Source organism: Ruegeria sp. CDSC085, assembly GCF_059610465.1.
Map to the genome: position 1 here is coordinate 274,940 of NZ_JBXWNR010000001.1, position 26,344 is coordinate 301,283.

A 26,344-nucleotide genomic window follows, 5' to 3' on the forward strand; every position below is an offset into this window, starting at 1 on the left:
TTGGCTTTAGGATCTGCCTTAACCGCCCGCGGCTTTTTCCAACGCCGGTCGCAGAGTGTTTTCAATCACACGCTGCGTAATCGGGCCTGCAAAGCGCAAGATGATGGTGCCGTCACCATCGATTACATAGGTTTCGGGCACGCCATAGAGCCCCCAATCCAAGGCCATGCGGCCCTGCTCGTCACGGCCAATCGCGGCGTACGGGTCACCCAACTCGGTCAAAAACGCTTCGGCGTTGCCCAGCTGGTCTTTGTAGTTGATGCCATAGACCGGGATACCTTCGGCAGCCAGGGCTTCCAGATTGGGATGCTCGGCACGGCATGGCGCGCACCAGCTGGCCCAGTAGTTGACCAGTTTGACTTCTCCATCCCGCAGCGTGGCATCGTCGAACAGCTTCTTTTCCGGGAACTCGCTCAGAACCACAGGCGGAGCCGGTTGGCCTTCGCGGGCAGAGGGTAACGCGTTGGGGTCTTCACGGAACATACCGATCCCGGCCAACACGGCGAAAGCGCTAAAAATCAAAGGCGGCGCGATCATCAGGGGCGATATCTTAGCCATTGCGCGAAATCCTTTGTTCGATTTTTTCCATTTCAGTGCGCATCTTGCGCCCTCGCTTCACACTGAACACGATCAATGCCACAAGCAGCACGACGGACACGGCATAAGACGACAGTACGGCGTCAGCATATTTTCCAAGATCGGGGATCATCCGCCCACCCTTTCCCGCGCCAGCAACGCTTTGATACGACGCGCGCGGATTTCAGTCCCGGTGCGGTACAATACCAGCGCAATGAACAGCAGAACAAATCCGATGATGCACAACAACAACGGATAGAAGTAGATGTTACTCACCTTCTCTTCGGTATCGGCACCCGTCACGGCAGCCGCGCGCATGACCGAGGCGCCCTGATGCAGGCCCTGGTTCCAGAAGTTGACTGCATATCGGCTGAGCAGCGCAAACACGGATCCTACGAGACACAGAACCGAGGTCAGGTCGGCCGCAGTGTCCGGATCCTCGATGGCTTCCCACAAAGCGACATAGCCAAGATAGAACAGGAACAGGATCAGAAACGCGGTCAGGCGCGGATCCCAGGCCCACCAGGTGCCCCACATGGGCTGCCCCCAGATCGCCCCGGTCAATAACGCAATCAGGGTCATCACGATCCCGATCGGTGCAGCCGCCCGCGCCGCCAGCGCGCTGACATGGTGACGCCGCACCAGCCAGACCAGAGAAGTTGCCAGCATCATCAGCCAGCAATTGATCGCCATCAGCGCCGCCGGTACGTGCAGATAGATGATCTTGACCGTCGACCCTTGCTTGTAGTCGTCCGGCGTGAAGAAGAACCCCCAGACCAGCCCAACTACGATGCAGATGATCGAGACGATCCAGAAGAACGGCAGGACACGTTCACTGGTCGCAAGAAACTTGCGCGGGTTGGCGTATTCCCAGAGGGCGTTGGCTTTGGCTGCGATTGTCATGGGCCCTATCTAGTCCGAGTTGGAGGTTTTCTCAATTGACATCAGTCAAAGCTAGGACGGTTCACCGCAGATTGATACGTAACACAGCAGCGCTGGCAAACGGCAACAATGCGATCGTCGCAGCCGTGATCCCTGCCAACATCAACAACGGCGTCTGCACGTCCATCCCTGTAGCCCCACGCCGGGCGACCTCGGCCCCGAAAATCAGGGTGGGGACGTAAAGCGGCAAGACCAACAGTGACAACAGCAAACCGCCGCGCTTGAGGCCGACGGTCAGGGCTGCGCCGAATGTGCCGATCACGCTCATGGCCGGGGTTCCGATCAGCAGCGAGGTGACAAGCCAGAAGAAGCCCGGCACAGGCAGGTTCAGCAAGACCCCCAAAAAGGGCGCAGCCAGAACCAAAGGCAGGCCTGTGGTCAGCCAGTGGGCCAGCGCCTTGATGGTCACAACAGATTCCAGTGGCAGCGGTGCCGTGGCCAGCAGGTCCAGCGATCCGTCCTCCCAGTCCAGCGCCAGAAGACGGTCAAGAGACAACAGACACGCCAGCAACGCCCCCAGCCAGAGCACACCGGGCGAAATGGTGGACAGCAGCGAGGATTGTGGCCCCACTGCAAATGGCACCATTACGGTCACGATCAGGAAAAAGGCCAGACCCAACCCAAACCCGCCGCCCGCACGGAAGGCCAGTTTCAGGTCGCGCAGCAAAAGGGCGATCACAGGAAGCCTCCGTCGAAATCGTCAATGGGTTTGGGTTTGGCCTTGTTCGGGCCGACGTCCAGAACCTCGCCATCCAGACCAAGGTCGATATGGGTGGCTATCAATGCCGACCCGCTCTGCTCCAGATGTGCGCGGACCGCATCGGCGAACATTTGCACTGCGTTTTTGTCCAGCGATACGGTCGGCTCGTCCAGCATCCAGATCGGCCGCCCGGTGACCAGCATTCGTGCCAGTCCCAGCCGCCGTTTCTGACCTGCCGACAGGTTTCCTGCGTGACGGTCCGCCAACTCATTCAGCTGGAAAGCATCCAACGCGGTTTGAATACCGTTAGTGCCAAAGACAGCAGCCCAGAACGTCAGGTTTTCAGTCACTGTCAGCGTCGGTTTCAGCCCGTCTGAATGGGACGCATATGCGATCTGATCCTCTGCCCCCTGGATCTCACCTTCCAGCGGCGGTTGCAATCCGGCCAATGTGCGCAGAAGTGTGGTTTTACCGATCCCGTTCGGTCCGCGCAGAATCAGGGCTTTGCCCGGAGGCAGCTGAAAGCTGAGATGCTCCAGGACGGGAATGCCACCACGGGTGATCGACAGGTCAGTTACAATCAGACTCATGACACCCGCTTATCGGAATGTCATCAGAGGCAAAAGGTGGGATTTGCCGCAGTTCGGTTGTGAGAGCCCTGTTGAGAGAGGACCGAGTGAGGGGCCAGCCCCTCATACACCCCGGGATATTTTCAGCCCGATGAAGGATCCCGTCAGACCGGGATCAGAGCAAGCGCTATTCGGCGACCTTCAGAGAGCAAGACATTGTAGGTGCGGCACGCAGCCGGTGAATTCATGACTTCGACGCCGACTCCGACACTCTCCAGCCGGGTGCGCAAAGATTGGGGAATGTGGGCCATGTCTTTGCCTGTACCAATCAACAGGACGTCAATCTCGTCAGACAATTCCAGAAGTGGTTGCGCGTCTGCATACCCACCCCAGTTTGCAGGTCCTGCAGGGCCCGTCAGAACTGCGCCTTCAAACACATCACCGCCAATGCGGAAGAACCCCGGGCCGTAACCATCAACTGGTTTGGCATCTGTAAACGTAACCTGGTTCAGGCGCATTTCTTCCCTCCTTCAATCCAGGATCGGCAAACCGGACACCACTGCTATCAGAATGACCGAGTAAGCCGCCGCGCGATAGATCCGTTCGAGTTTCGGATCGAACAGAGCCTTGCCGATCAGTGTTGTGGTCAGATAGGGCAAGCCCAGCAGCAGGACAATCCACAGGATCGACAGATCCGCAGCACCTCCGATCAGGATACTGAAGACGATGGCCACATCCAGCAACGCCAGAAAAATGATGGTGTTGGCGCGGATCTTGCGTACATCCGAAGAACTCGCAAGGTAGAATACAATGACAACCGGTCCGGTCAGACCCGTCATGCCGCCGACCACGCCCGCGCTTCCGCCAATAGCCAGTCGTCCGCCCGCCCTCAGTTGCCCCTGCCAGCGCCAGCCGGTGACGATCGCCAACAGGGTCACACCAGTGATGCCGCAGGCGATCCAACGCAACACGACGGTATCGACCTGCGCCATGATCCATAGGCCCAGTGGTACGGTCACAGCCGCCGCAATGCCCATCGTGCTGATTTCGGTCTTGTCGCATTCGCGCCACGCCTGCGGCGCCAACGCAAAGGTCGATACGATCCCGGTCGCCGCCATCAGAAAGACGACATCAGCAATCGGCAGAAATTGAGTGGCCACCGGCACAAAGATCATCGCGGTGCCAAAACCAGTGAAGCCGCGGACAAGTCCCGCGGCTCCGATGGTAAGTACCAACCAACCCAGCCCCGGCAGGGACAGGGCCTGTTGCAACGCCTCAGGCATCGATATTTGCAAACTGGTTGCCCGCCGTGTTCGACGGCTTGGACCAGTCGCGCTTGACCCCCAGCCACAGCAGGATGGTCGAGGCCACGAAGACCGATGAATAGGTGCCCACTATCACGCCCCAGATCATCGCGAAAACGAAGCCGCGGATCACATCGCCGCCCAGAACATAAAGTGAGATCAACGCCAGCAACGTGGTGACCGAAGTCATGACGGTCCGGCTGAGGGTCTCGTTGATCGAAATGTTCAGAACCTCTTTGAGGTCTTTCTTTTTGTATTTCCGCAGGTTCTCACGCACCCGGTCGAAGACGACCACGGTATCGTTCAGCGAATAGCCGACGATGGTCAGAAGGGCCGCGATGATGGCCAGATCAAAGCGGATTTGCAATTCCGAGAAGATGCCGATGGTCAGGATCACATCGTGAACCAGTGCCGCCACAGCGCCCAGTGCGAACTGCCATTCGAACCGGAGCCAGATATAGACAAGCACCGCGCCGATCGCCAACGCCACCGCGATCACGGCAGTTTGGATCAGCTCACCGGAGACTTTGGGGCCGACGGATTCCACTGACACGAACTGAATGTCGGGAACAACCAACTGTAGCGCTTCTTCCACGGCGGTGATGGTCGCAGCTTCGACAGCCTCGGCATCTTCTTGCGCCTGAATGCGGATCATCGCAACGTTTTCGTCATCCGCAAAAGTCGGATCGAAAATCTCGGTAATGGTCACATCGCCCAGTTCCAGAGGAGCGATGGCGTCACGATAGGTGCCCACGTCGATCTCAACCGCGCTTTGCGTCCGGATTGTGGTGCCACCCCGGAAATCGATGCCGAAGTTCAGCCCCTGAAGCATGAAGGACGTGAACGCCACGATCATCATCAAGGCCGAGATGCCCAGCCAGACCTTCCAGCGGTTGAAGAAATCGAACGAGGTGTTCTGGGGTACGAGTTTCAGTCTCATGTCAAACCTCGATCATTTTCGGACGACGGCGTTCGAACCACATGACGACCATCAGGCGCGTCACGAAGATCGCGGTGAAGACCGAGGTCAGAATGCCAAGGCCCAGAGTAATTGCGAAGCCGCGCACAGGGCCACTGCCCATTGCAAACAGGATCACAGCAGTGATGAACGTCGTCACGTTCGCGTCCAGAATGGCCGACAACGCCTTTTCATAGCCTAGTTCAATGGCACGGGCCGGACCTTTGGCGGATTTCAGTTCCTCGCGAATACGTTCGAAGATCAGCACGTTGGCGTCCACCGCCATACCAACTGTCAACACGATCCCCGCGATACCCGGCAGGGTCAGGGTTGCTCCGATCATGGACAGCAGACCGAACAACAGGCCCACGTTGATTATCAGCGCGATGTTGGCGAAGATCCCGAACAGACCATAGCTGAGCGCCATGAATACCAGCACCGCGACAAAGGCCACGATGGTGGCGACTTTGCCCGCGTCGATACTGTCCTGCCCCAACTCGGGTCCGATGGTACGTTCTTCGAGGAATTCCAAACCTGCAGGCAGTGCGCCCGCTCGTAGCAGGACGGCCAGATTGGTGCTTTCCTCAACTGTAAAGTTGCCGGTGATGATGCCCGAACCGCCCGGAATATGGCTTTGGATCACGGGCGCCGATATCACCTCATCGTCCAGAACGATGGCAAAGGGGGCTCCGATATTGTCGCGGGTGTAATCCCCGAATTTGCGCGCACCAGACGTGTTGAACCGGAAGCTGACCGCAGGGCGACCGTTTTGGTCGAACGCAGGCTGCGCATCGACCAGTTCCTCGCCGGTAACAACCGGCGCGGACTCAATGGTGTAGTAAACGCCGCTTTCGTCAATCGACGGCACGATTTCCTCACCGATGCTTGCAACGGCATCCGGGTCGGTGCCGCGTCCGGCAACCGGGTTAAAGGTCAGTTGCGCCGTGGTGCCGATGATCTCTTTCAACTCGCCCGCGCTGCCGATGCCGGGCACCTGAATCAGGATACGATCAGCACCCTGACGCTGAATGGTGGGCTCTCGGGTGCCCACTTCGTCGATCCGGCGGCGGATGATTTCCAACGACTGACGCACTGTGCGATCGTCTGAGGCCAGCTTTTCTGCTTCGGACAATTTAACCACAAGGGTGTCACCATCGGCATGTGCTTCGATATCCGTGGCCCCGACGCCGGTCAGCGTCTGCACCTGACGGGCAAGACCGCGCACGACCTCCAATGCCCGCGACATGCCCTCGGGTTGGCTGATGCGCACGCGAATCTCATCGGGGGCCGAGTCCTGACGTCGGATTGTTCCAACGGTTGAACGCTCATCGCGCAAGGCGTCACGGATTTCCGGCCACATCGCCTCCATCCGGGTCTCGTAGACGTCCTGCACTTGAACTTCGGCCAACAGATGTGCACCGCCCCGCAGGTCGAGACCCAGATTGACCAGTGATGAGGGCAACCAGTTCGGCCATTGCCCGACTTCGGCCTGCATCTCAGGCGTATCCACGCCCAGTTCAATCTCGGCCTTGGCGTCGTTTGATTGTTCTACCCGCGAGTAAAACGCGTTTGGCAGGGCCATGAGCAGGCCAGTCACGCAGACCAGCCAGATCAGAACCCGCTTCCAGGTATCAATTTGCAGCATTACCCTGCCTTTTCAAGGAATTGTAAGTCGAGTTTACTTCGCGGGTTCGGTTTTGTTCAGAACCTGAGCAATGGTCGACTTGACCACACGCACCTTAACACCTTCGGCGATCTCGACTTCGATCTCGTTGTCACCTTCCTTGACCTTCGACACTTTGCCGATCAGCCCGCCCTGGGTGACAACTTGATCCCCGCGACGCACGGCGTCGACCATGGCCTGATGTTCTTTCATTTTCTTCTGCTGCGGACGGATCAGCAGGAAATACATGATCGCAAAGATCAGGATCAGCGGGAGAAACTGGGCGATTGCGCCACCTTCCATGGGATATTCCTTTGTTCAGATCTTGCGGCACCGTTCCGCAAATTTGGCCGGAACCTATGCTTTGAAATGCGTGTTTGCAAGCAAAGGTGGTCATGTGACCGGCCGCAACCTGACAAAGGTGCCTAAAGAACCGTTTGAACGTTGCAGATATGTCCTATGCAGATATCTCAGTTTTGCTATAGTCAGGCGTCAGGGGGGACAATGAAAACTCGTTACAAGCCGTTCCAATCGTTGACGCTTTTGCTTTCCCTGCTGACTTTTCTCTTGTGCCTGGCAGTGCCGCTAAAGGCCCAGGAAACACCTGCTGAAATCACCGAGCCCAATGCGGAAGAAACCGAAGGTTTCAAAGCACCCGTCATCGTCGACGGCGACATGTTGTTCTTCTTGCGCGGCTCCAGCGCCCTGCCCGCGCCGGAACGGGCCGAAAGCGTTCAGAACAAGATTGTTGAGGTGGCCGAAGCCTCGGAAAGCCCCACAGTCGACATCACCTTCGAAGAGACCGATCTGGGCATACGCATTCGCGCCGACGGTGAGATCGTATCCATCGTGACCGTTGCAGATGCCGAACTGGACCAGATGGAGCTGGACGTCCTCGGTTTTCTCCACGGTCAGGCCATCGAAGAGGCCATCCTTGCCTACCGTTCCAACCGTACAGAGCAGGCGCGGGTATCCGGTGCAATTGAAGCTGCGGGATGGACCATTGGCTTTGTCGTCTTCGTGCTTGTTATCCTATGGCTGCACCGTCGGATCAGGCGGCGCACTCTGAAGCTGGTAAAGCGTTATCTGCAGGATGTTGAAACAGCGACGGCCAAAAGCGTTCAGGCCGAAGCGATAGCCGCCCTGATCCGATACGGGCTTAACTTTGTCCTGTTGGTTATCTTCTTTCTTGGCTTCTACTACTACCTCTCCTTCGTACTTCTGGCCTTTGCTGAAACACGGTATTTCGCGCAACTGCTGCTGACATATCTGACAGAGCCCGTATTGCTGATATTCAAGGGTATACTCAGCTATATCCCGAACCTGATTATGCTGAGCCTGATCGCCTGGATCACGTTGTACATAATCAAGGGCATGCGCGTATTTTTCGACGCGGTCGAAGCCGGTTCGTTCGAAATGGACGATTTTGAAAAGCACTGGGTCAATCCGACGTTCAACATCGCGCGGGTTGTCGTCATTCTGATCGCGCTGGTCTTTGCCGTTCCCTACATCCCAGGCTCAGACTCAGCCGCCTTCCAGGGTCTGACAATTCTGGTCGGCGCCATGCTGTCGCTGGGTGCAAACTCGGTCGTATCCAACATGTTGGCGGGGCTGTTTGTGATCTATCGCCGCTCCACTTCAATAGGCGACCGCATTCAGATCGGTAAGCATATCGGCGACGTGGTTCAGATCAAACTCATGGAAACGCATCTGAAATCCATCAAGAACGAGCTGATTTCGATCCCGAACGCCCAATTGATGAATTCGGACGTCGTGAATTTCTCGAAGAAAACAGATGGCAGTGGTTTGCTGCTGCACACAACGGTTGGCATCGGATACGAGGAGCCGCCCGAAAAGGTCGAAGCAATGCTGATCGAGGCTGCCAACCGCACCAAGGGGATCAAGGCCAAGCCTGAACCTTTCGTGCTGTGGACAGCGCTGGCCGACTACGCCATCAACTATCAAATCAACGGCTATACCACCCGCGGCAGCAGCATTCCGAAAATTCGCTCGGACCTGCATCGAAACATTGTCGCCGTATTCAACGAGAACAAAGTGCAGATCATGACGCCGTCTTACATGGCAGATCCACCGGAACCAAAAATCCCGGCAGAAGAATGGGACGGACATCTGGCGCATGAAATCCACGAAGAGGCTGATAAGTCGTAACCGGTGCTACACCCCGCCCGACAGATGGTGCATAAGCGGTTTCAGTGATTCACGCATTCAAGGATCTGAGACATGCACGACATCCGCGCCATTCGCGAAAACCCTGCCGCTTTCGACGCCGCTTTAGCGCGCCGTGGGGACGCGCCGGTGTCGTCAGATTTGCTAAGGCTGGACGAAAGTCGCCGCGCCAAGATTCTGGCCGCCGAAACGGCGCAAGCCGAACAGAACAAAGCGTCCAAGGAAGTCGGCGCTGCCAAAGGTCGCGGAGACGAGGCCGAGTTCCAGCGTCTGCGCGCGCTTGTCGCCGAGAAAAAAGCCGAGATCGCACGTATGCAGACCGAAGCCAAGGATCTGGACGCCCTGCTGACAGATCAGTTGATCCGAATTGCAAACCTGCCCGCCAAAGACGTGCCGGATGGCACGGATGAAAACGACAATGTCGAGGTCAGCAGCTGGGGTACGCCGCGCGAACTGGATTTCGCACCCAAAGAACACTTCGAAATCGAAGCCGTTCAAAAAGGCATGGATTTCGAAACCGCAGCCAAACTATCCGGCTCGCGATTTGTGCTGCTGTCCGGTGGCGTCGCCCGGATTCATCGCGCTTTGGCGCAGTTCATGCTGGATACCCATATCACCGAAAACGGGCTGACCGAAGTGAACGGCCCGGTTCTGGTTCTGTCCGAGATGATGCAGGGCACCGGCCAATTGCCGAAATTTGGCGAAGACAGCTATCAGACCCGCGAAGGCTGGTGGCTGATCCCGACCTCCGAAGTGTCGCTGACCAATATCGTCAACGACACTTTGATCGAGGAAAGCTATCTGCCCCGCCGATACACCGCGCATTCCCTATGCTTCCGGTCCGAAGCCGGATCCGCGGGCAAAGACACCCGCGGGATGCTGCGGCAGCACCAGTTCGAAAAGGTCGAGATGGTTTCGATCACGCATCCGGATAAATCGGACGAAGAACAAAAGCGCATGCTGCGCTGCGCCGAGGGCATTCTGGAAAAGCTGGGCATCCCTTACCGCACCGTCATCTTGTGTACCGGTGACATGGGCTTTGGCGCGCGCCGTACCTTTGATATCGAGGCATGGCTGCCCGGCCAGGACACCTATCGCGAGATCAGCTCGGTCTCGACCTGTGGTGACTTCCAGGCCCGCCGCATGAACGCAAGGTTCCGTCCCGAAGGTGGCGGCAAGCCGGAATACGTCCATACGCTGAACGGTTCGGGTTTGGCCGTTGGGCGTTGCCTGATCGCTGTGCTGGAAAACGGCCAGAACGCGGACGGTACCGTGACCCTGCCCGAAGTCCTAAGCCCCTATCTGGGCGGCAAACTGACCCTGCAACTGGACGGCACACTGGCCTGAAAAACGCAACCGGCACCACCAGGCGCCGGTTCACTATGCAAGAGGGGGCGAAGGAATTTATTTCTTCGCCTTTTTCTTTCCCTTCTTGCGATTTTTCTTCTTGTCACTTTTTTTCTCGCCCTTCTTGGCGTCTTTTTTCTTGCCGTCCTTCTTCGTTTTTTTGTCCTTCTTGGACTTTGCCTTCACCTTATCCTTGGCCTTGGAAAACACTGCTTCCATTTCTTTGCGTTTCTTTGAGGCTTTTTCAGCTTTCGCCTTGGCCTTGGCCTTTTTCTTGGCTGCGGCTGCGGCTTTTTCAGCCGCCGCTTTTTCTTCTGCCGCCTTGCGTGCAGCTTCTTCAGCCCGTTTTTCGGCCGCTACAGCAGCCACTGTCTTGCGCGGGGCGGCTTTTCGTGTCGCCGGCTTCCGGGCGGCTGGTTTTGCAGCTGTTGCCTTCTGGGCCGCCGGCTTTCGTGCCGGTGCCTTGCGCGCCCCAGTCTTCCCCGCAGGGGGCGTTGCGGCTATTGCCGCTTTTGCGGCTTCGATCAATACGGCGGCTCGGCTCTCACCGACCCGAGGAACCTTGACCAGATCTGCGGGTGACGCCTTCGCTATCGCTTCTGCGGTCTTAAAGCCATTGGCAGCAAGGGCTTTTTTCAGCGCCTCTCCCACACCTTTAACGTCGGTCACTACAGTCATCCAAGGGTCCTTTCTCCATCGCCCTGCCTCATCGCATATACACTGGATATGCATATCCGCAAGTTCAGCGCTTGCCTTCTCACATCCGATGGCTCAGCTATGCGCCAGCCCAGCGGTTTGGTCATTTTTCGGGAATGGCACGAGGCGTTTCCCATCCTCATCCCAAAGCTTGAGGTTCAAAGCCGCTACTGCCTCGGGAAATTTGATCCGACGAGGGGTGAATTCAGGCGGCAGGTTATAGTGGCAGGCCCGCAACCGATACGAGGGGATACGTGCATTGAAGTGGTGGATGTCATGTAGCGTGATGCAGGCTACGGCGGTATCGAACCACCATCCGAAATCCAGCGCGGAAGACCCATGTAGCGCCGCAGTCTGCGGGTTCAGGTCAGGACGGCGATCCCAATAGGTGTCTTCAAAGTTGTGTTGCAGATACACAAGGAACACACCCAGCATTCCGCCCAGAAACGAAAACACCAACCAGACCCAAATACCGGTCATGCCCGCGATCAGATATAACAGGCCCAAAAACACAATGATCGAAGCATTGTGCAGCAAAACACCTTTGACACCGAAGCGCACAGTATTCTTGGGCCAGCGGTAGCGAATGAAGTATGTGAACAAGGCACCGACCGGAACCAGAATGAAAGGGTTGCGATACAGCCTGTAAAACAAACGTGTTTTCCAGTCCGCGTTATTCCATTCTCGCAACGTCATGGTGTGAATTTCGCCGGTCTCGCGATGCTCAAGGTTGCCGATGCCCGCATGGTGCAGATTGTGGTTCTGCTTCATCACCTCGAACGGCGCAAAGGTGAAGGGGGACAGACCATGCCCCGCCCATTCGTTTTGCATTCGCGTTTCAAACAGGGAGTGGTGCCCGCAATCATGTTGCAGCACATAAAGGCGTACTGCCGAAAAAGCGAAGACAACCCCGGCCGGGATCATGATGTACCAGCGATCCACGAATACGATCGCCAAAGCCAGCGATGCGAAATACGCCGCAAACGTGCCAAAATAGCTCAGTGCAGCCAATCTGTTGTCCTGAACTGCATAGTGTCTTGTGTATTCTCTCAGATCCATCCAGTCCGCTCCCCACGATGGCCCTGTTATAATCCGTTCAAAATCCAGGCGCGGCTTGACCGCGCGCAAACAATGCATGTGCTGACAGATGCACACACATGAATGCTAGCGCGCAGAACAGGGGCTGTCACGCCCTCAGAGCGAAAACGCTGAAAATTGGCGCAGTTACGCGCTTGCGTGATGATCACCGGCACCGAAAAACACGCCCCTGACAAAAGGGACGAGCCCGAAAAACAAAGCCCCACAATGTCTCGGAACGCTTCAACAGTATTCGCATGCCCACGAGTTGACGTAGGGAAACTTCCGATCAGAATAAGAAGCAGTGTTTTAAGGTTCATTGATTGACGTTTTCGAGAAATATATTGCCAGTTGCGCCATTGATCTGCGCCTCGCTTGCGGGGTGCTCGTATAGCGGTTTCGGCACTTCATCCTAAGCCGCCATCGTGAGTGGCAATGCAGTTGTGCACGAGTTACGCGGCCGCGGACTACATGTCGCCACAGTGCAAGGCACCGCAATCTTCAGTTTCGGCATCTATCACGAGATTCTGGTGTTTGCCGGAAACTGCGAAGATGAACCGACAAAGCTGACAGGCCGTCAGGCGCTGATCAACAACCAAACTCTTGCGGCATCGGTGACAGACACGACAGGGCTGGAGATTGCCTTTGGCCGAAGATGGAGCGGTCTGACCCTCGGTCGCCATCAGGCCGCTGTTTTGGCGGATATCCCGAAAGACGCCGAGATCGCACGCAGTCTGTATCTGGATCTCGATGACCTGTCCTCGACCAGAGTTGACCAGCTTGATGAAACCTCATGTGAGAAGGAGACGCGAACGTGAAAGGACTATTACCAATATTAGGAGTATGCGGCCTGTGCGCCTGCGGCGACCAGCTCTATGTCGCACATGATACCGTCGTCGGCGTCAATGCCGCAGTCAGCGCCAATCGGCAGCAAGGCCAGGTTGTAATCGGCTTCGACCGCGATTTCGCCGCGCTTGTTCCGGTGATCGAACCCGGCGGGACCGACGCCGACGGCGACCCGCGAACCAAACGCTAAGCCATGGCGGTCTTCGGCTGCACGCGAATGGAAACCAAAAGTATTTTCTTGACCCGTTATTCGGATGTGATCTCTACCGGCGAAGCCGCTAACAAGCTTGCCGCAAAACTCGGAAGTGGAAAAAAAAACAAGTGGTGCCGCCAGACTCGCGACCTGCGGTGAAGACGAAAACGGGAACGGAAACGGAAATCAGTCTGCAGGAGAAAATGACAATGGGTAAAATATGCAAATCCAAAATCGCTTTTCTCATTCTGTCGCTATGCAGCTTTTGCCTCTCAAACTGCACCGAAGTTCAGGACCGTGCCTTGGTCTATGGCGAACGCAGCGGCGTGAATATCGCCCTGCGCTCAGACCCGGCCAAAGCTCTTCCAGTAGAAGTGAACGCGGGTGTACAGCGGCGTGTCACAACACTTGTCCCGCCTAAATCTCGTAATAACAACAGACGGCCCACCGACGAAGCGGTCAGTTTAGTCTCAACATTTGATCTGACCTACAATAATGCCGATGCACAAAAAGGCCTTTTCGGCGGCACCACACGCATCGCTTCAATCTTTACGACTGGCACGGCAGCGACGGCGCTGGCTACAGCGATTGAAGCTGATAGCAGTAATGCGGAAGGCTTCACGGAAGCAGCAGAAGCCAACCGGCTGTTCGTCAACAAGGGCTTAGACAACTGACCCGGACGTTAGGACAGGCGGTTAGACTGATCTGCTCGCACCGAAATGCGCTTACCCGCGCCCCTTCAGATGCTTGGCCAGTGCGCCTGCGTTTTTCTTGCGCCGACCCTTATAGGGGTTCTTGTCCCCCTGCCCGCGCAATGTCAGGCGGATTGGCGTGCCCGGCATGTCGAAATCCTGCCGCAGACCGTTGACCAAATAGCGGGTATAGCTTTCAGGCATCTTGTCGGGATGCGAACACATCACCACAAACCCCGGCGGTCGGGTCTTGACCTGAGTCATATAGCGCAGTTTGATCCGTCGGCCCTGTGGGGCTGGCGGCGGATGTTGCTCCAGCATGGCCGTCAGCCAGCGGTTCAGTGCGGCGGTCGGGACCCGACGGTTCCAGACGTCATGGGCGCGCAGGATCGCGGCGCGCAAGCGCTCCAACCCCCGACCCGTCTTGGCAGATACAGTAATCAACGGCGCGCCGCGAAGCTGTGGCAGCAGACGGTCAAACGACTCTTTTAACTCGCGCAGCTTTTCCTGTTTGTTGTCTTCGATATCCCACTTGTTTACGGCGACGACAACGGCCCGGCCTTCGCGCTCGGCCAGATCAGCAATACGCAGGTCTTGCTGTTCAAATGGGATCGCGGCATCCAGCAACACAACAACGACCTCGGCAAATTTTACCGCGCGCAGACCGTCTGACACTGAAAGCTTTTCAAGCTTTTCCTGTATTTTTGCTTTCTTGCGCATCCCTGCGGTGTCAAAGATCCGCATCGGAGTGCTTTCGCCGTCCGGGTCGGCCCAGTCGATTCGCAAACTGATTGCGTCTCGCGTGATCCCAGCCTCTGGTCCCGTCAACAGACGGTCTTCGCCAATGATCTTGTTGATCAAGGTGGATTTGCCCGCGTTCGGACGCCCCACCACCGCAACCTGCAAGGGCTTGGCAGAGGTGATCAGCGGCGTATCGCCCGCACCGTCTTCGTCCAGCTCAATGTCCGTTTGCGGGGCTTCCTCGACCTCTTTTTCTTCTGCCGCATCAGCCAGAGGCATCAGCTGTGCATACAGGTCTGTCATCCCCTCACCGTGTTCGCCTGACAAGCGGACAGGTTCACCCAGACCCAGATTGTAAGCTTCCAGAACACCCGCATCCGCGGCATTGCCTTCGGCCTTGTTGGCCGCAAGGATCACGTGCTTGGACCGTTTGCGCAGGATCTCCGCGAACATCTCATCCGTAGGTGTCACACCCACGCGCGCGTCGATCATGAACAGGCAGACGTCAGCCATGTCCACAGCACGTTCCGTCAAGCGGCGCATCCGACCCTGAAGACTGTCATCAGTCGCATCCTCGAGACCCGCCGTATCAATCACGGTAAAGCGCAGATCACCCAGACGCCCTTCGCCTTCGCGCAGATCACGCGTCACGCCGGGCTGGTCGTCGACCAGGGCCAGACGTTTGCCCACAAGGCGGTTGAACAGGGTGGATTTGCCCACATTCGGGCGCCCCACGATGGCGAGGGTCAGCGACATGATACTCAACTTTCAAGACTCAAGATGCGCCCTTTAGCGCATCTTACCGTCAACGGAAAGCGTGTAGATCACCCTTGGAGGAAACGACATACAGCGTTTGCCCGGCGACAACCGGCGCCGTTGTTGCGCCTCCGGGGACTTCGACCTGGTGAACCAGTGCTCCGTTAACCGGATTGAAGAAGCGCAGATACCCGTCATTGGACGCAATCACAATACGGCCTCCGGCCAGGATCGGACCGTAATGTGCAAAGATCGGTCCGCGTCGGCCTCGCTTGTCCTTGACAAAACTTGGCAGATCCTGCGCCCACACGACCGAGCCATCCGCCGCGTTCAAGCGCACCAGCTGACTGCGATCACTGATCAGGAAAATGCTGTTGCCTGCGGGCCAGACAGTGTCAACCGCGCCCTCATCAGCGGTCCAGCGGCGTTCACCCGTGGCAGCGTCAAAGGCTACGGTCCGGCCAGAATGGTTGCCGATAAAAATTGTGTCTCCGACAACCATCGGACTGCCGGTCACGTCGACGATTTGCGCGGCTGCCCGTCCCCGCCGTCCTCCTGCGACCGAAGCATTCCAGCGACGGATTCCGCCACGGCGGAAGGTGGCCGCGACATCACCGGACCCAAATGCAAACACTGCCAGGTCCGAAGCGATCACCGGTGCCGGTGCGCCCAGAACGTTACCGACGCTGGGCGTGCCTTCGATTTGCCAGGCAATTTTGCCATCCTTGGCATTGATGGTCCAACCGGTTTCGTCACCCGCTACCAGGTACAAAAGCCCGTTATTGACCATCGGAGCGCCGCTCCCGGTTGCATCCAGTCGCTTCTGCCAGCGCACTGCCCCCGTTTTTGCGTCCAGTGCGGTCAGTCGCCCAAACCCGGACGATACATAGAGAACACCGTCCGAATAGGCCATGCCCCCCCCTGTGGCGTCTGCATCGCCGTCGCTTGGCGGAATCAGGTCGGTATCCCAGGCCAACTGGCCCTGCGGTGTAACCGCTGACACGGTCGCCCCCGCATCCAGCGTATAGATCAACCCTCCCGCAACCACTGGTTCGGCGGTGATCCGTTGCTTGCGCGAGTCGCCCTGCCCGATGGAAGCGGACCAGATCCGCTGCGGCGTGGCACGCAGGGCCGCATTCGTGGTTCGGTAAGCAGCCGTCCCCGGGCTTTGCGGCCAGCTGGCGTTCGCCTTTTGAGACGGCAGGTTAATGGGCTGAGAGCCGCTCTTTTCCACCGTTTCCAGATCAGATGCCGGACGGATGTCTTCACGTTCTCCGGGCAAAATCGCTTCGGGAGGTTCACAGGCGGTCAATGCGGTCAAAGCCAGTGCCGCAACCGGCAATCCCGCGCGGAAAAAATGTCTTGTTACCATGGTGTTCCGAACTCGCCTGTCATTAAGTCTTTTTTGTCCCGCCTGGTCAGCCCCGTTGCGCCACAAGTGGCTCGGGTTCGCCGCCCAAAGCGACTATCAGCTGGGCCGCACGCTGTTGCAGATCGATACCAACCTCGGCGTCCTGACGCAGCGCTTGCAAGCGGTCCAGTGCTGCATCGACATTGCCCTCGGACACGTCAATCAGGGCCAGTTGCTCTTCGGCCAGCAGACGCAAGGGCGCACCGGGCGCAGCCAGCGCCTCAAACTGTTGCCGACGGTCGGCAGCAGGCAGGGTGTCGCTTTGCAATAACAGCGCCTTGAAGCTTGCGATCGCACGATAAATCTCGGGCAGGTCCCCCTGCATGGCAACCGCGTTCAGGCTGTTGACCGCCTCGTCGCGCGATCCGGCCTCTACCTGCGACGCAGACAGCAGCATCTTCAATACTGCATCCCCGCCCGGCGACTTTGCCTCGATATCCCGCAACCCGGCCGCCCGAGCATCTGAATCGTTTTCCGACAATGCCGCCAGAATCGAGTCACCCAGATCCTGCGCCTGCGCCATGTCGCGGGACTTTCGGTACTCGTTGAACGCCGCTCCGCCAACAATCAGCACGACGGCCGCCACACCAACCCAGCCCCAGCGGCGCAGCAGCAGATACATCCGGTCGCGGCGCACCTCTTCCGTGACCTCATCAATGAAACTGTCGGTGTCGCTCATTCCTGCCCCCTGGGCTGTGTGTCTTGCATAAGTGCGCCATGTCATACCCCGGCACCAACGCCAAGCCAAGGGTCCGATTTTGCACATTTTCACGGCTTGGCTTCGCTCTTGCGAAAAAAACTAAACCGAACTATTCAGTTTAGTGTAGAAATTACACGGCCGACGCCCCATTTCATAGCGAGACAGGCCCGCTATTGTTGGCACCGAATTCTAGGAGAAATACTGTATGCGTTTGATTTCTTTCATCAACGCCCTTCTGGTTATTGTTGCGCTATATTATCTTGTTTTTGAGCGTGACTCTTTGTTCGCCTTCGCCGGACGAGGAGACACAGAAGAAGCGGCGCAGACAGAAGCCGTTGAAACCGACGATACCGATTTTATTGCCGTTGGCGTAGTCGCCCTGCGTTCGCAGGCGCGCGAAATTGACAGCGCGGTCCTGCTGCGTGGACAAACCAAGGCGAACCGGCAGGTAGAAGTTCTGTCTGAAACCACGTCCACGGTCATCTCGGAGCCCAAGCGCAAAGGCACGTTTGTAGAGGCAGGGGATGTCCTATGTGAACTCGACCCCGGCACGCGCCCGGCACAACTGGCCGAAGCCCTGGCTGGCAAACTGGAAGCTGAAAGCCGCATCCCCGAGGCTGAAGCCCGTTTGCTAGAGGCGCACGCCCTTGTGGCCGAGGCCGAAATCAACCTGACCGCTTCGCGCAAGCTGGCGGAAACCGGGTTTGCTTCGGAAACCCGCCGGATTTCCAGCGAAGCTGCGATGAGCACGGCCAAGGCAGGTGTTAAATCGGCAGAAGCCGGACTGGAGGCCACACGGGCCGGAATCGAAGCCGCCGCAGCGGCTGTCGAAGCCGCGCAGCGAGAGGTTGGCCGCCTGACCATCAAAGCCCCATTCAAGGGTCTGCTGGAAAGCGACACCGCCGAATTGGGCAGCCTGATGCAGCCCGGGTCCCTGTGCGCGACTGTTATTCAGCTCGATCCGATCAAACTGGTCGGGTATGTTCCGGAAACCGAGGTCAACCGTGTTCAGGTGGGGTCCGAGGCGTCGGCAACACTGGTCACCGGTCGGCAGCTTGGCGGCCGCGTCACCTTTCTTAGCCGCTCGGCGGATGAGACAACACGCACCTTCGAAGTTGAAATCACGGTTCCGAACCCGGATCTGACCATTCGCGACGGTCAGACCGCGACCATTCGCATCGCGGCAGAGGGCACCAAGGCACACCTGCTGCCTCAATCCGCACTGACCCTGAGCAACGAAGGTCAATTGGGCGTCCGTACGGTCGGTGCCGGCAATGTCGTCGATTTCATGCCCGTGCGCATTCTGCGTGACACGGCAGAGGGCGTGTGGATCGACGGCCTTCCCGAAACGACGGATATTATTGTTGTCGGTCAGGAATTCGTGACACGCGGTGTAACCGTTGCGCCGACCTATCGGGAAGCATCCCAATGACCGGCGTTGTCGCATGGGCTGCTGATCGGGCCCGAATGGTATTGGCATTTATCGCCATCTCGCTCGTTATAGGCGGATTTGCCTATGTCTCGCTTCCAAAAGAAGGCGAGCCGGATATCGAAATCCCCGCCCTGTTTGTATCAGTGCAGTTTCCCGGAATTTCCGCGGAGGATTCTGAAAACCTGCTGATCAAGCCGATGGAGACCGAACTGGCGGATCTCGACGGGCTCAAGGAAATGACCTCGACTGCTGCCGAAAACTATGCAGGGGTCGCGCTGGAATTTGACTTCGGTTGGGATAAAACCGCGATCATGGCGGACGTGCGTGACGCGATGAACACAGCTCAGGCGGACTTCCCCGAAGGCGCAGAACAATATTCCCTGACCGAGATCAACTTTTCCGAATTCCCGATCGTCATCGTGAACCTGACCGGTTCCGTTCCCGAACGCACGATGGCCCGTGTCGCCAAGGATCTGCAGGACGATCTTGAGGCTCTGGATTCCGTTCTCGAAGCCGGCATCGCGGGCAATCGCGACGAGATGCTCGAGGTTGTGATCGACCCGCTGCGGCTTGAGGCGTACAACGTGACAGCGGACGAACTGATCAACGTGGTGCGGAACAACAACCAGTTGATCGCGGCCGGTGAGGTTGAAACCGCACAGGGTACATTCTCGGTCAAGATTCCGTCGTCTTTCAAAACCGCACAGGATGTTTATGGCCTGCCGATCAAGGTCAATGGTGACCGGGTCGTTACATTGGGTGAGTTGGCGCAGATCAATTACACCTTTGAAGACCGTGAAGGCACGGCCCGTTTCAACGGTGAATCGACCAATGCGCTGCAGGTGGTCAAACGCAAGGGATATAACCTGATCGACACCGTCGCGCAGGTGAAAGAGACTATAGCTAACGCAAAGACCAAATGGCCGCCCGAGCTTCAGGCGGCGGTTGACCTGGGTACATCGAACGACCAGAGCCGCATCGTCGGCTCGATGGTCAGCCAGCTTGAAGGCTCGGTTCTGACTGCAATCGCGCTGGTGATGATCGTGGTTCTTGCCTCGCTGGGCACGCGGGCCGCCCTGCTGGTCGGATTTGCGATCCCGACGTCGTTCCTGCTGTGTTTTGCGTTTCTCGCCGTCATGGGCGTCAGCATTTCCAATATCGTGATGTTTGGCCTCATCCTTGCTGTGGGGATGCTGGTGGATGGCGCCATCGTGGTTGTGGAATACGCCGACAAACGCATCAAGGAAGGCGTCGGCCCGATGCATGCCTATGTCGAGGCCGCCCAGCGCATGTTCTGGCCCATCGTGTCCTCGACCGCGACGACGCTGTGTGCGTTCCTGCCCATGTTGTTTTGGCCCGGTATTCCTGGCGAGTTCATGGGAATGCTGCCGGTCACGCTGATCTTCGTTCTGTCGGCTTCACTGATTGTGGCGCTGATCTATCTGCCTGTCATGGGCGGTGTTTCCGGTCGGCTAAGCCGCATCTTCGACCGGTCCTCGGTATGGTTGCGGGTCCGCACGCCATGGTGGGTACGGGTGTTGATGGTGCCGCCGTCGCTGTACATGATCTTTCTGGGCGCGATGCAGGTCCTTAACCCAAACTACCTGCTGCCCGGTGGCTCGATCGCCGGCGCACTGTTGTTCCTGTTCGGGGCATTTGCCGGGTCCGTAACCCTGAGCGCGGCGAAAATTGAACGCGCCGAAGAGGACCATGTTCACACTGCGGACGAACACACTGCGTTTGGCCATGTGATCCGGTTCCTGGTCGGCAACCCGATCATGCCTATCGTCTCTCTGTTGGTTGTTTTCTCTGCGGTGTATTTCGTGACATTCGTCTGGTTCCCCCAGGAATCCCGAGGTGTTGAATTCTTCGTGGAAAGCGAACCTGAACAGGCCACCGCATATGTTCGTGCTCGCGGGAACCTGTCCTTGGCGGAAAAAGACGCGATGGTTTTTCAGGCCGAAGAGATCATCGGATCTCATCCTGCGGTCATAAATGTCTTTGCCTTTGCGGGCGAAGGCGGCCTGAACCAGAATAACGGTGGCGCTCAGGCTCCGGCCGACACAGTGGGCCGGGTTCAGTTCGAAATCATCCCGTGGGAGGATCGACCCAACATCTCGGAATCCGCCCTATGGGGCTTGTTCGAGCGGCACTTCGTTGCCCCCGAATATGATGGCGATTTCGTAATTGATGAGCTGAATGCCCAACTTGCGACGATACCCGGCATCATCGTTGAGATTTTGCCCTTGGAGCAAGGCCCTGCTTCGGCCAAGCCTGTGCATCTGCGCATCAAGGGTGACGGATGGGAAGACCTGACCGCGGCAGCGATCACCGCCCGCGAGGTCTTCGACACCACGCCGGGCCTGATCAAGACCGAAGACACCCTGCCCCTGCCCGGTATCGACTGGCAGATCGACGTGGACGTCGCCAAGGCCGGTCGGTTCGGTGCTGATGTGGCTACTGTTGGCGCCATGGTTCAGTTGGTCACGCGCGGCATCCTTCTGGGCGAAATGCGCCCGGACAGCAATGATGAAGAAATCGAAATTCGCGTTCGTTTGCCGGAAGAAGACCGCGTTCTGTCGACGCTGGATGCACTCAAGGTCCGCACGCCGGACGGTTTGGTGCCTTTGTCCAGCTTCGTGACACGTAAGCCCGTGGCCAAACTGGCCGAGATCAACCGCGTCGACCAGCAGCGATACTATGACGTCAAAGCGGATGTCGAACCGGGTCTGAGCAAGGTCGTGATCGAAGGCCCCGATGGGCACCCCGTAAGGCTGGCCGTCATGCGTGAAGTGGCGGAAGGCTACACACCTACTGGCACTGTGTTGAACGCTGCGGGCGGAAAGCCGTACGAACTGGTACAACTGACCGGCGCAGAAAGCGTCGATCAGCTGCACAGCGCAATTGAAGACGGTGACGCTCAGTTCTCGCTGATAAACCCGAACGAACGTATTGCGGTTCTTACGGAATGGCTGGACACCGGCCCGTTCGCCAGCGCGATCAGCTGGGAATGGACCGGTGATCAGGAAGAGCAGGAAGAATCCGGTGCTTTCCTTGTGAACGCGTTCATGGGTGCCCTGGGGCTGATGTTCGTGATCCTGCTGGCGCAGTTCAACTCGTTCTACAACTCGGTTCTGGTTCTGCTGGCGGTCATTCTGTCGACCACCGGGGTTTTGATCGGCATGATCGTGATGGAACAGCCCTTCTCGATCATCATGACCGGAACCGGCATCGTGGCGTTGGCTGGTATCGTGGTGAACAACAATATCGTTCTGATCGATACTTATCAGGAATACAGCAGCTATATGCCCCGGATCGAGGCGATCATCCGCACCGCGGAATCGCGTATCCGTCCGGTTTTGCTGACCACATTGACAACGATGGCCGGTCTGACGCCGATGATGTTCGGCTTATCGCTGGACTTCATCAATGGCGGCTATTCGATCGACAGCCCCACCGCCCTGTGGTGGAAACAGCTGGCAACGGCAGTGGTCTTTGGTCTGGGTATTGCGACTGTTCTGACCCTGATTGTGACCCCGTCGCTTCTGGCTTTGCGGGTCTGGGTGACAACCTACGCTATCTGGCTCAGCCGTGTTCTAGCCCGCGTGACTGCAGGTCGATCCAGCCAGATCGCGCAGGACATGGCGATCGGACGCTCTGCCCGTCAGATGCAGGCCACTGAGATTGTCTGGGAGGATGAAACGCATTCAGGAAGGCCTGAGCAGGACAGCCGATCAAAACAATCTGATCATCCTTCTGGGTCGCCACTGAAAGCCGCCGAATAAACCAAAGGGCCGGAGTTTCCGGCCCTTTTCCATTGGTTACTTTTGCGGCCGAGACCATGTCTGATGCGCGCAAATCGCATGTTCGCAGCCTTTGACCAACAGCGTATCCCCCTGCAACGTCATCTGCGGCACGGCATCTACGTTGATCAGCGGAACCCAGAACTCGCCCCCGCCGTATTTTCCACCGCCTTCACCGGCCACGTCCCAGAATAGCTTTTTACCGATATTCGGCGTTTGAACTTCCTTGCCTGACGCATCATAGGCCGAAAGAATCTGACCACAAAACTTGTCTCCGCACGCCGCGATTTTAATGTGCGAGATCAGGTTCTTGCGGTCAGGTTCAGTTTTCCAGACACCGACAATAGGGTCCGCCGCCACAGCGACCGGAAGAAGAGCCGCGCACATAATCGCCAGCAGTCGTTTTTTCATCCTGTTAGTCATGATAGCTACCTTCCTTTTCGTCGCACCCCGCCACGATCCGAACGTGTCAGGTGCCTCAGGCTGCTTCCCCGTCCGATTGCTGACGGTTCCACAGTTGAGCATACCGTCCGGACCGTATCAGCAATTCGTCATGTGTGCCCTGTTCGATGATCTCACCGGCTTCCAGAACCACGATCCGATCAGCCTCGGCAATGGTGCTGAGGCGATGGGCGATGGTGATAACCGTACGCCCCTCTCCTGCGCGCGCCAGTGCATCCTTGATGTCCTGCTCGGTATCGGTGTCCAGGGCCGAGGTCGCCTCGTCCAGCAACAGGATCGGCGGGTTCTTGAGCAAGGTCCGCGCGATGCCCACACGTTGTTTTTCACCGCCGGAGAGTTTGAGCCCCCGCTCACCCACCATAGTGTCATAGCCGTCGGGCAGCGAGGTGATGAAGTCGTGGATCTGTGCGGCTCGGGCTGCGTCCTCGACCTCTTCCGGGGTGGCTCCATCGCGGCCATAGGCAATGTTGTACCGGATGCTGTCGTTGAACAATACCGTGTCCTGCGGCACGACTCCGATGGCCGCGTGCAAGCTGGTCTGTGTCACATCCCGCACATCCTGCCCGTCGATCTTCAACGCCCCTTTGGTCACATCGTAGAACCGAAACAACAGTCGCCCGATGGTGGACTTGCCCGACCCCGTTGCCCCCACGATGGCTACGGTCTGCCCCGCCGGTACGGTCAATGAAACACCCTTGAGGATCTCCCTCTCCGGATCGTAGCCGAAATGCACATCGTCCAGCGTGACTTCACCGCCATTTACCTTCAGATTGGGCGCACAGGGCTTGTCGGTAACTTCGGCAGGCTGTTCGAGCAGATCAAACATCTGCCCCATATCGACCAACGATTGCCGGATTTCCCGATAGACCGTCCCCAGAAAATTCAGGGGTACGGTGATCTGGATCATGTAGGCGTTGACCATGACAAAATCGCCTACGGTCAGGTTTCCGCTCTGAACACCGACGGCAGCCAGAACCATCACTCCGATCAGACCACAGGTGATCAGGAAAGACTGGCCAAAGTTCAGAAACGCCAGTGAGTAAGCCGTTTTCAATGCCGCCTCGGCATAGGCTTTCATTGACACATCATACCGTTTAGCTTCGCGGGCTTCGGCGTTGAAATACTTGACGGTTTCGAAATTCAGCAAGCTGTCGATGGCACGCTGATTGGCTTCGGTGTCCTGATCGTTCATCTCGCGCCGAAGCTTCACCCGCCATTCGGTCACGGCAAAGGTGAACCAGATATACAGACCAATGGTGACGGCGACGACCACCAGATACCAGACATCGAACAGCCACATCAGGATGATCGCAACCAGCAGCAGCTCCAGGATCAGTGGCCCGATCGAGAACAGCAGAAAGCGCAACAGGAACTCGACCCCCTTGACGCCCCTTTCGATGATGCGGCTCAGACCTCCGGTACGGCGGGACACGTGGTAACGCATCGAGAGGTTGTGAATATGCTGAAAGGTCTCGAGCGCCAGCGCCCGCAAGGCCCTTTGCCCCACAGGGGCAAAGGCTGCGTCTCGCAGCTGTTGGAATCCCACAGTCAACATCCGGGCCACGCCGTAAGCGACCGTCAGTCCGACTGCGCCCAGCGCCACCGGTGGCACACCCTCACCTGCCAGCGCATCAACCGCACCCTTGTAGAGGATCGGCGTGTAGACCGCGATCAGCTTGGCCAGCACCAGCATGACCATGGCAATCACCACGCGGCGCTTTACCCATGGCTCATCCTGCGGCCAAAGATAGGGGGTCACTTTGCGGATCGTGCGCCAGCCCGAGCTTCGCTCGTCACTCCGCACCAAATCGTCCGAGGTCATAGCAGGTGTTCGTCTCATCACGTACCTTATCTGCGGTCAGAGATTTGCCCCCGGCCCTTTTGGGCCAGAGGCGATTATTGTTCAGGTATAGTGAAGATCTGCCCCGGATAAATCAGATCCGGATCACGGATCAGATCGCGATTGGCCTCGAACAGCCGCACATACAGGACGCCGTCGCCAAACCGGTTGCGCGAGATGGCCCACAGCGTGTCACCCTGTTGAACCGTGACGGAACGGATTACCGGTGCCCCCCCCTGCGCATTGGTCTGGTTGGCTGCTATTGCGGCATCCAGCACCTCGGCCGGTTCCCGTTTGAACGGAGTTTCAACCCGGCTGAGCACCGTCCCTTCCGTATTCACCGCATCCACGCGCAGGGTGTAGACACCCGGATCAATTCCCTCCAGATCGCTGCGCCAGGATCCATCCTCTTGCGGGTCGAGATCGGCGATCAGACGATTGTTCAGATAAAGTCGAACGGCTGCGCCGTCCTGCACACGTCCAGTCAACTGGACATTTCCGGTATCAGAATACCCGATTGTATCCAGTGCGATCTGATCGGGGGGCGTATCCCGCACCACAGGAGGCTGTACCAGTTCAACACCTTCTTCGCCCGACCGCAGCACCGCAATCTGCTGATCCGGTTCGGGTGCCTCTGCCGGCAAGTCGGCGGTTTGCGTTTCTTCGACTTCAGGCACCGTGGTTTCGGGATCAGCCGGTTCAGGTTCTGCCGTTTGAACCTTGGCGTCAGACTCAGTCTCAGCTTCAACATCGACAACCGCGGTACTGGTTTCCGCGGCATCTGCGGGCGCGCCCTGATCCGATGCCGAAGCTTCTTCAGTAACGGGTGCCTCTTCGACCGGTTGCGGCAAGGCCGCAATCAGGTAGTCGTCGGATTGCGTCGTCCGCGACCCATCCGGGCTTTGCAGGACAAGCCCCTGAGCCGCGTCGCTGAAAGGGATCGAAACGAATTCGGCAAACTGACCGCTGCTGTCTACGGTAAATGTGTGCAGGGGTTCTCCGTTCAGCAGCACCTCGATCCGGCTTCCGGGCTCTGCATCGCCGGACAACAGCGCCGTGCCATCCGCTTCAACAAATATCTGATCCAGCACCGGAGGGGCCGCTGGCTCGGGCGCGGTATCTTCCGACGTTGCAGCGGCAGTATCCGCGTCAGAGACGGCTTCGGCAGCTTCACTTGTGTCCTCGGCAGGCTCGGTCGTGGGCTCTTTGTCAGCGGGAGCCGCCTGTTCAGCCGCTTCCGGTTCCGAAACCTGCGCCTCCTGCTCTTCAGGTTCCGGGGCTACGGCGGATGCGGTTTCCTGCGGGGCGCTCGGCTCGAGCGCTTTGGTGAAGACGCCGGACAGATACAATCCACCCGCGCCCAATATCGCAACAAGACCCGCAATCACCCCCCAGATGAAATTGCCCGAGCTTCCGTTTCCCGATTTGGCGTCCATTATTTTCCTTTCA

Annotated in this window: 25 protein-coding genes; 7 read left to right on the top strand and 18 right to left on the bottom strand. The window is 57.8% G+C overall.

Annotated elements, in window-relative coordinates; translation table 11 throughout:
• Positions 1–18: 18 nt before the first annotated feature.
• The 10 genes from AC2FJB_RS01405 to yajC form a co-directional block, all read right to left on the bottom strand.
• Positions 19–558, bottom strand: a complete 540-nt coding sequence (locus AC2FJB_RS01405) for a DsbE family thiol:disulfide interchange protein (protein ID WP_496718585.1) — start codon at positions 556–558, stop codon at positions 19–21.
• Entirely contained in the window at positions 551–709 is a 159-nt protein-coding gene (gene ccmD, locus AC2FJB_RS01410; RefSeq protein ID WP_205511904.1) for a heme exporter protein CcmD, read from the bottom strand. The genes AC2FJB_RS01405 and ccmD overlap by 8 nt, the downstream gene beginning before the upstream one ends.
• On the bottom strand, positions 706–1,479 hold the full coding sequence (locus tag AC2FJB_RS01415; protein WP_117868581.1) for a heme ABC transporter permease: 774 nt from the start codon (positions 1,477–1,479) through the stop codon (positions 706–708). Before AC2FJB_RS01415 ends, ccmD begins: the two co-directional genes overlap by 4 nt.
• A 61-nt stretch (positions 1,480–1,540) precedes the next feature.
• Positions 1,541–2,197 (bottom strand): heme exporter protein CcmB, encoded by a 657-nt coding sequence (gene ccmB, locus AC2FJB_RS01420; protein WP_117868580.1) that lies wholly within the window; start codon positions 2,195–2,197, stop codon positions 1,541–1,543.
• A complete protein-coding gene (gene ccmA, locus AC2FJB_RS01425; RefSeq protein WP_496718586.1) occupies positions 2,194–2,808 on the bottom strand; it encodes a heme ABC exporter ATP-binding protein CcmA in 615 nt (204 codons plus the stop codon). The genes ccmB and ccmA overlap by 4 nt, the downstream gene beginning before the upstream one ends.
• A gap of 143 nt (positions 2,809–2,951) precedes the next feature.
• On the bottom strand, positions 2,952–3,305 hold the full coding sequence (locus tag AC2FJB_RS01430; RefSeq protein WP_496718588.1) for an Mth938-like domain-containing protein: 354 nt from the start codon (positions 3,303–3,305) through the stop codon (positions 2,952–2,954).
• A gap of 12 nt (positions 3,306–3,317) precedes the next feature.
• Positions 3,318–4,070: a sulfite exporter TauE/SafE family protein gene (locus AC2FJB_RS01435; RefSeq protein WP_299894140.1), complete on the bottom strand. Its 753-nt coding sequence runs from the start codon at positions 4,068–4,070 to the stop codon at positions 3,318–3,320.
• Entirely contained in the window at positions 4,063–5,031 is a 969-nt protein-coding gene (secF, locus tag AC2FJB_RS01440; RefSeq protein WP_496718590.1) for a protein translocase subunit SecF, read from the bottom strand. Before secF ends, AC2FJB_RS01435 begins: the two co-directional genes overlap by 8 nt.
• Position 5,032: 1 nt before the next feature.
• On the bottom strand, positions 5,033–6,694 hold the full coding sequence (gene secD / locus AC2FJB_RS01445; protein ID WP_496718592.1) for a protein translocase subunit SecD: 1,662 nt from the start codon (positions 6,692–6,694) through the stop codon (positions 5,033–5,035).
• Positions 6,695–6,727: 33 nt separating this feature from the next.
• Positions 6,728–7,015 (bottom strand): preprotein translocase subunit YajC, encoded by a 288-nt coding sequence (gene yajC / locus AC2FJB_RS01450; RefSeq protein ID WP_117868574.1) that lies wholly within the window; start codon positions 7,013–7,015, stop codon positions 6,728–6,730.
• A 201-nt stretch (positions 7,016–7,216) separates the two neighbouring features.
• Here yajC and AC2FJB_RS01455 point away from each other — a divergent pair, with 201 nt between their 5' ends.
• Together AC2FJB_RS01455 and serS are read left to right on the top strand one after the other, a co-directional pair.
• Positions 7,217–8,881 (top strand): mechanosensitive ion channel family protein, encoded by a 1,665-nt coding sequence (locus AC2FJB_RS01455; RefSeq protein ID WP_117868572.1) that lies wholly within the window; start codon positions 7,217–7,219, stop codon positions 8,879–8,881.
• A gap of 72 nt (positions 8,882–8,953) precedes the next feature.
• Positions 8,954–10,246: a serine--tRNA ligase gene (gene serS, locus AC2FJB_RS01460; protein WP_496718595.1), complete on the top strand. Its 1,293-nt coding sequence runs from the start codon at positions 8,954–8,956 to the stop codon at positions 10,244–10,246.
• Between the two features lie 57 nt (positions 10,247–10,303).
• Here the strand turns inward: serS and AC2FJB_RS01465 are convergent, their stop codons facing one another.
• Both AC2FJB_RS01465 and AC2FJB_RS01470 read right to left on the bottom strand, forming a co-directional pair.
• On the bottom strand, positions 10,304–10,924 hold the full coding sequence (locus AC2FJB_RS01465) for a helix-hairpin-helix domain-containing protein (RefSeq protein WP_496718597.1): 621 nt from the start codon (positions 10,922–10,924) through the stop codon (positions 10,304–10,306).
• A gap of 93 nt (positions 10,925–11,017) precedes the next feature.
• Entirely contained in the window at positions 11,018–12,001 is a 984-nt protein-coding gene (locus AC2FJB_RS01470; RefSeq protein ID WP_117872665.1) for a fatty acid desaturase, read from the bottom strand.
• Positions 12,002–12,444: 443 nt separating this feature from the next.
• Here AC2FJB_RS01470 and AC2FJB_RS01475 point away from each other — a divergent pair, with 443 nt between their 5' ends.
• The 3 genes from AC2FJB_RS01475 to AC2FJB_RS01485 all read left to right on the top strand — a co-directional run bounded on the left by AC2FJB_RS01475 (position 12,445) and on the right by AC2FJB_RS01485 (position 13,732).
• A complete protein-coding gene (locus tag AC2FJB_RS01475; protein ID WP_496718600.1) occupies positions 12,445–12,837 on the top strand; it encodes a hypothetical protein in 393 nt (130 codons plus the stop codon).
• Positions 12,834–13,055, top strand: a complete 222-nt coding sequence (locus AC2FJB_RS01480) for a hypothetical protein (RefSeq protein ID WP_496718602.1) — start codon at positions 12,834–12,836, stop codon at positions 13,053–13,055. Before AC2FJB_RS01475 ends, AC2FJB_RS01480 begins: the two co-directional genes overlap by 4 nt.
• 212 nt (positions 13,056–13,267) lie before the next feature.
• Positions 13,268–13,732, top strand: a complete 465-nt coding sequence (locus tag AC2FJB_RS01485; RefSeq protein WP_299894163.1) for a hypothetical protein — start codon at positions 13,268–13,270, stop codon at positions 13,730–13,732.
• A gap of 51 nt (positions 13,733–13,783) precedes the next feature.
• Here the strand turns inward: AC2FJB_RS01485 and der are convergent, their stop codons facing one another.
• The 3 genes from der to AC2FJB_RS01500 are packed head-to-tail and all read right to left on the bottom strand — an operon-like array spanning position 13,784 to position 17,337.
• Positions 13,784–15,247: a ribosome biogenesis GTPase Der gene (gene der, locus AC2FJB_RS01490; RefSeq protein ID WP_496718606.1), complete on the bottom strand. Its 1,464-nt coding sequence runs from the start codon at positions 15,245–15,247 to the stop codon at positions 13,784–13,786.
• A gap of 49 nt (positions 15,248–15,296) precedes the next feature.
• Complete coding sequence (locus AC2FJB_RS01495) at positions 15,297–16,619, bottom strand: PQQ-like beta-propeller repeat protein (protein WP_117868566.1); 1,323 nt, start codon at positions 16,617–16,619, stop codon at positions 15,297–15,299.
• 46 nt (positions 16,620–16,665) lie between these two features.
• Entirely contained in the window at positions 16,666–17,337 is a 672-nt protein-coding gene (locus AC2FJB_RS01500) for a hypothetical protein (protein WP_299894231.1), read from the bottom strand.
• Positions 17,338–17,563: 226 nt separating this feature from the next.
• On the opposite strand from AC2FJB_RS01500, the gene AC2FJB_RS01505 reads away from it, so the two are divergent.
• Positions 17,564–18,790: an efflux RND transporter periplasmic adaptor subunit gene (locus tag AC2FJB_RS01505; RefSeq protein WP_496718608.1), complete on the top strand. Its 1,227-nt coding sequence runs from the start codon at positions 17,564–17,566 to the stop codon at positions 18,788–18,790.
• Positions 18,787–22,575: an efflux RND transporter permease subunit gene (locus tag AC2FJB_RS01510; protein ID WP_496718610.1), complete on the top strand. Its 3,789-nt coding sequence runs from the start codon at positions 18,787–18,789 to the stop codon at positions 22,573–22,575. The genes AC2FJB_RS01505 and AC2FJB_RS01510 overlap by 4 nt, the downstream gene beginning before the upstream one ends.
• Before the next feature lie 36 nt (positions 22,576–22,611).
• On the opposite strand, the gene AC2FJB_RS01515 is transcribed toward AC2FJB_RS01510, so the two are convergent.
• From AC2FJB_RS01515 to AC2FJB_RS01525, 3 genes are all read right to left on the bottom strand, one after another.
• Positions 22,612–23,004: a DUF2147 domain-containing protein gene (locus AC2FJB_RS01515; protein ID WP_496718612.1), complete on the bottom strand. Its 393-nt coding sequence runs from the start codon at positions 23,002–23,004 to the stop codon at positions 22,612–22,614.
• A gap of 67 nt (positions 23,005–23,071) precedes the next feature.
• Positions 23,072–24,877, bottom strand: coding sequence for an ABCB family ABC transporter ATP-binding protein/permease (locus AC2FJB_RS01520; RefSeq protein WP_496718676.1), 1,806 nt, complete (start codon positions 24,875–24,877; stop codon positions 23,072–23,074).
• 74 nt (positions 24,878–24,951) lie between these two features.
• On the bottom strand, positions 24,952–26,331 hold the full coding sequence (locus AC2FJB_RS01525) for a LysM peptidoglycan-binding domain-containing protein (RefSeq protein ID WP_496718614.1): 1,380 nt from the start codon (positions 26,329–26,331) through the stop codon (positions 24,952–24,954).
• Positions 26,332–26,344: the final 13 nt, after the last annotated feature.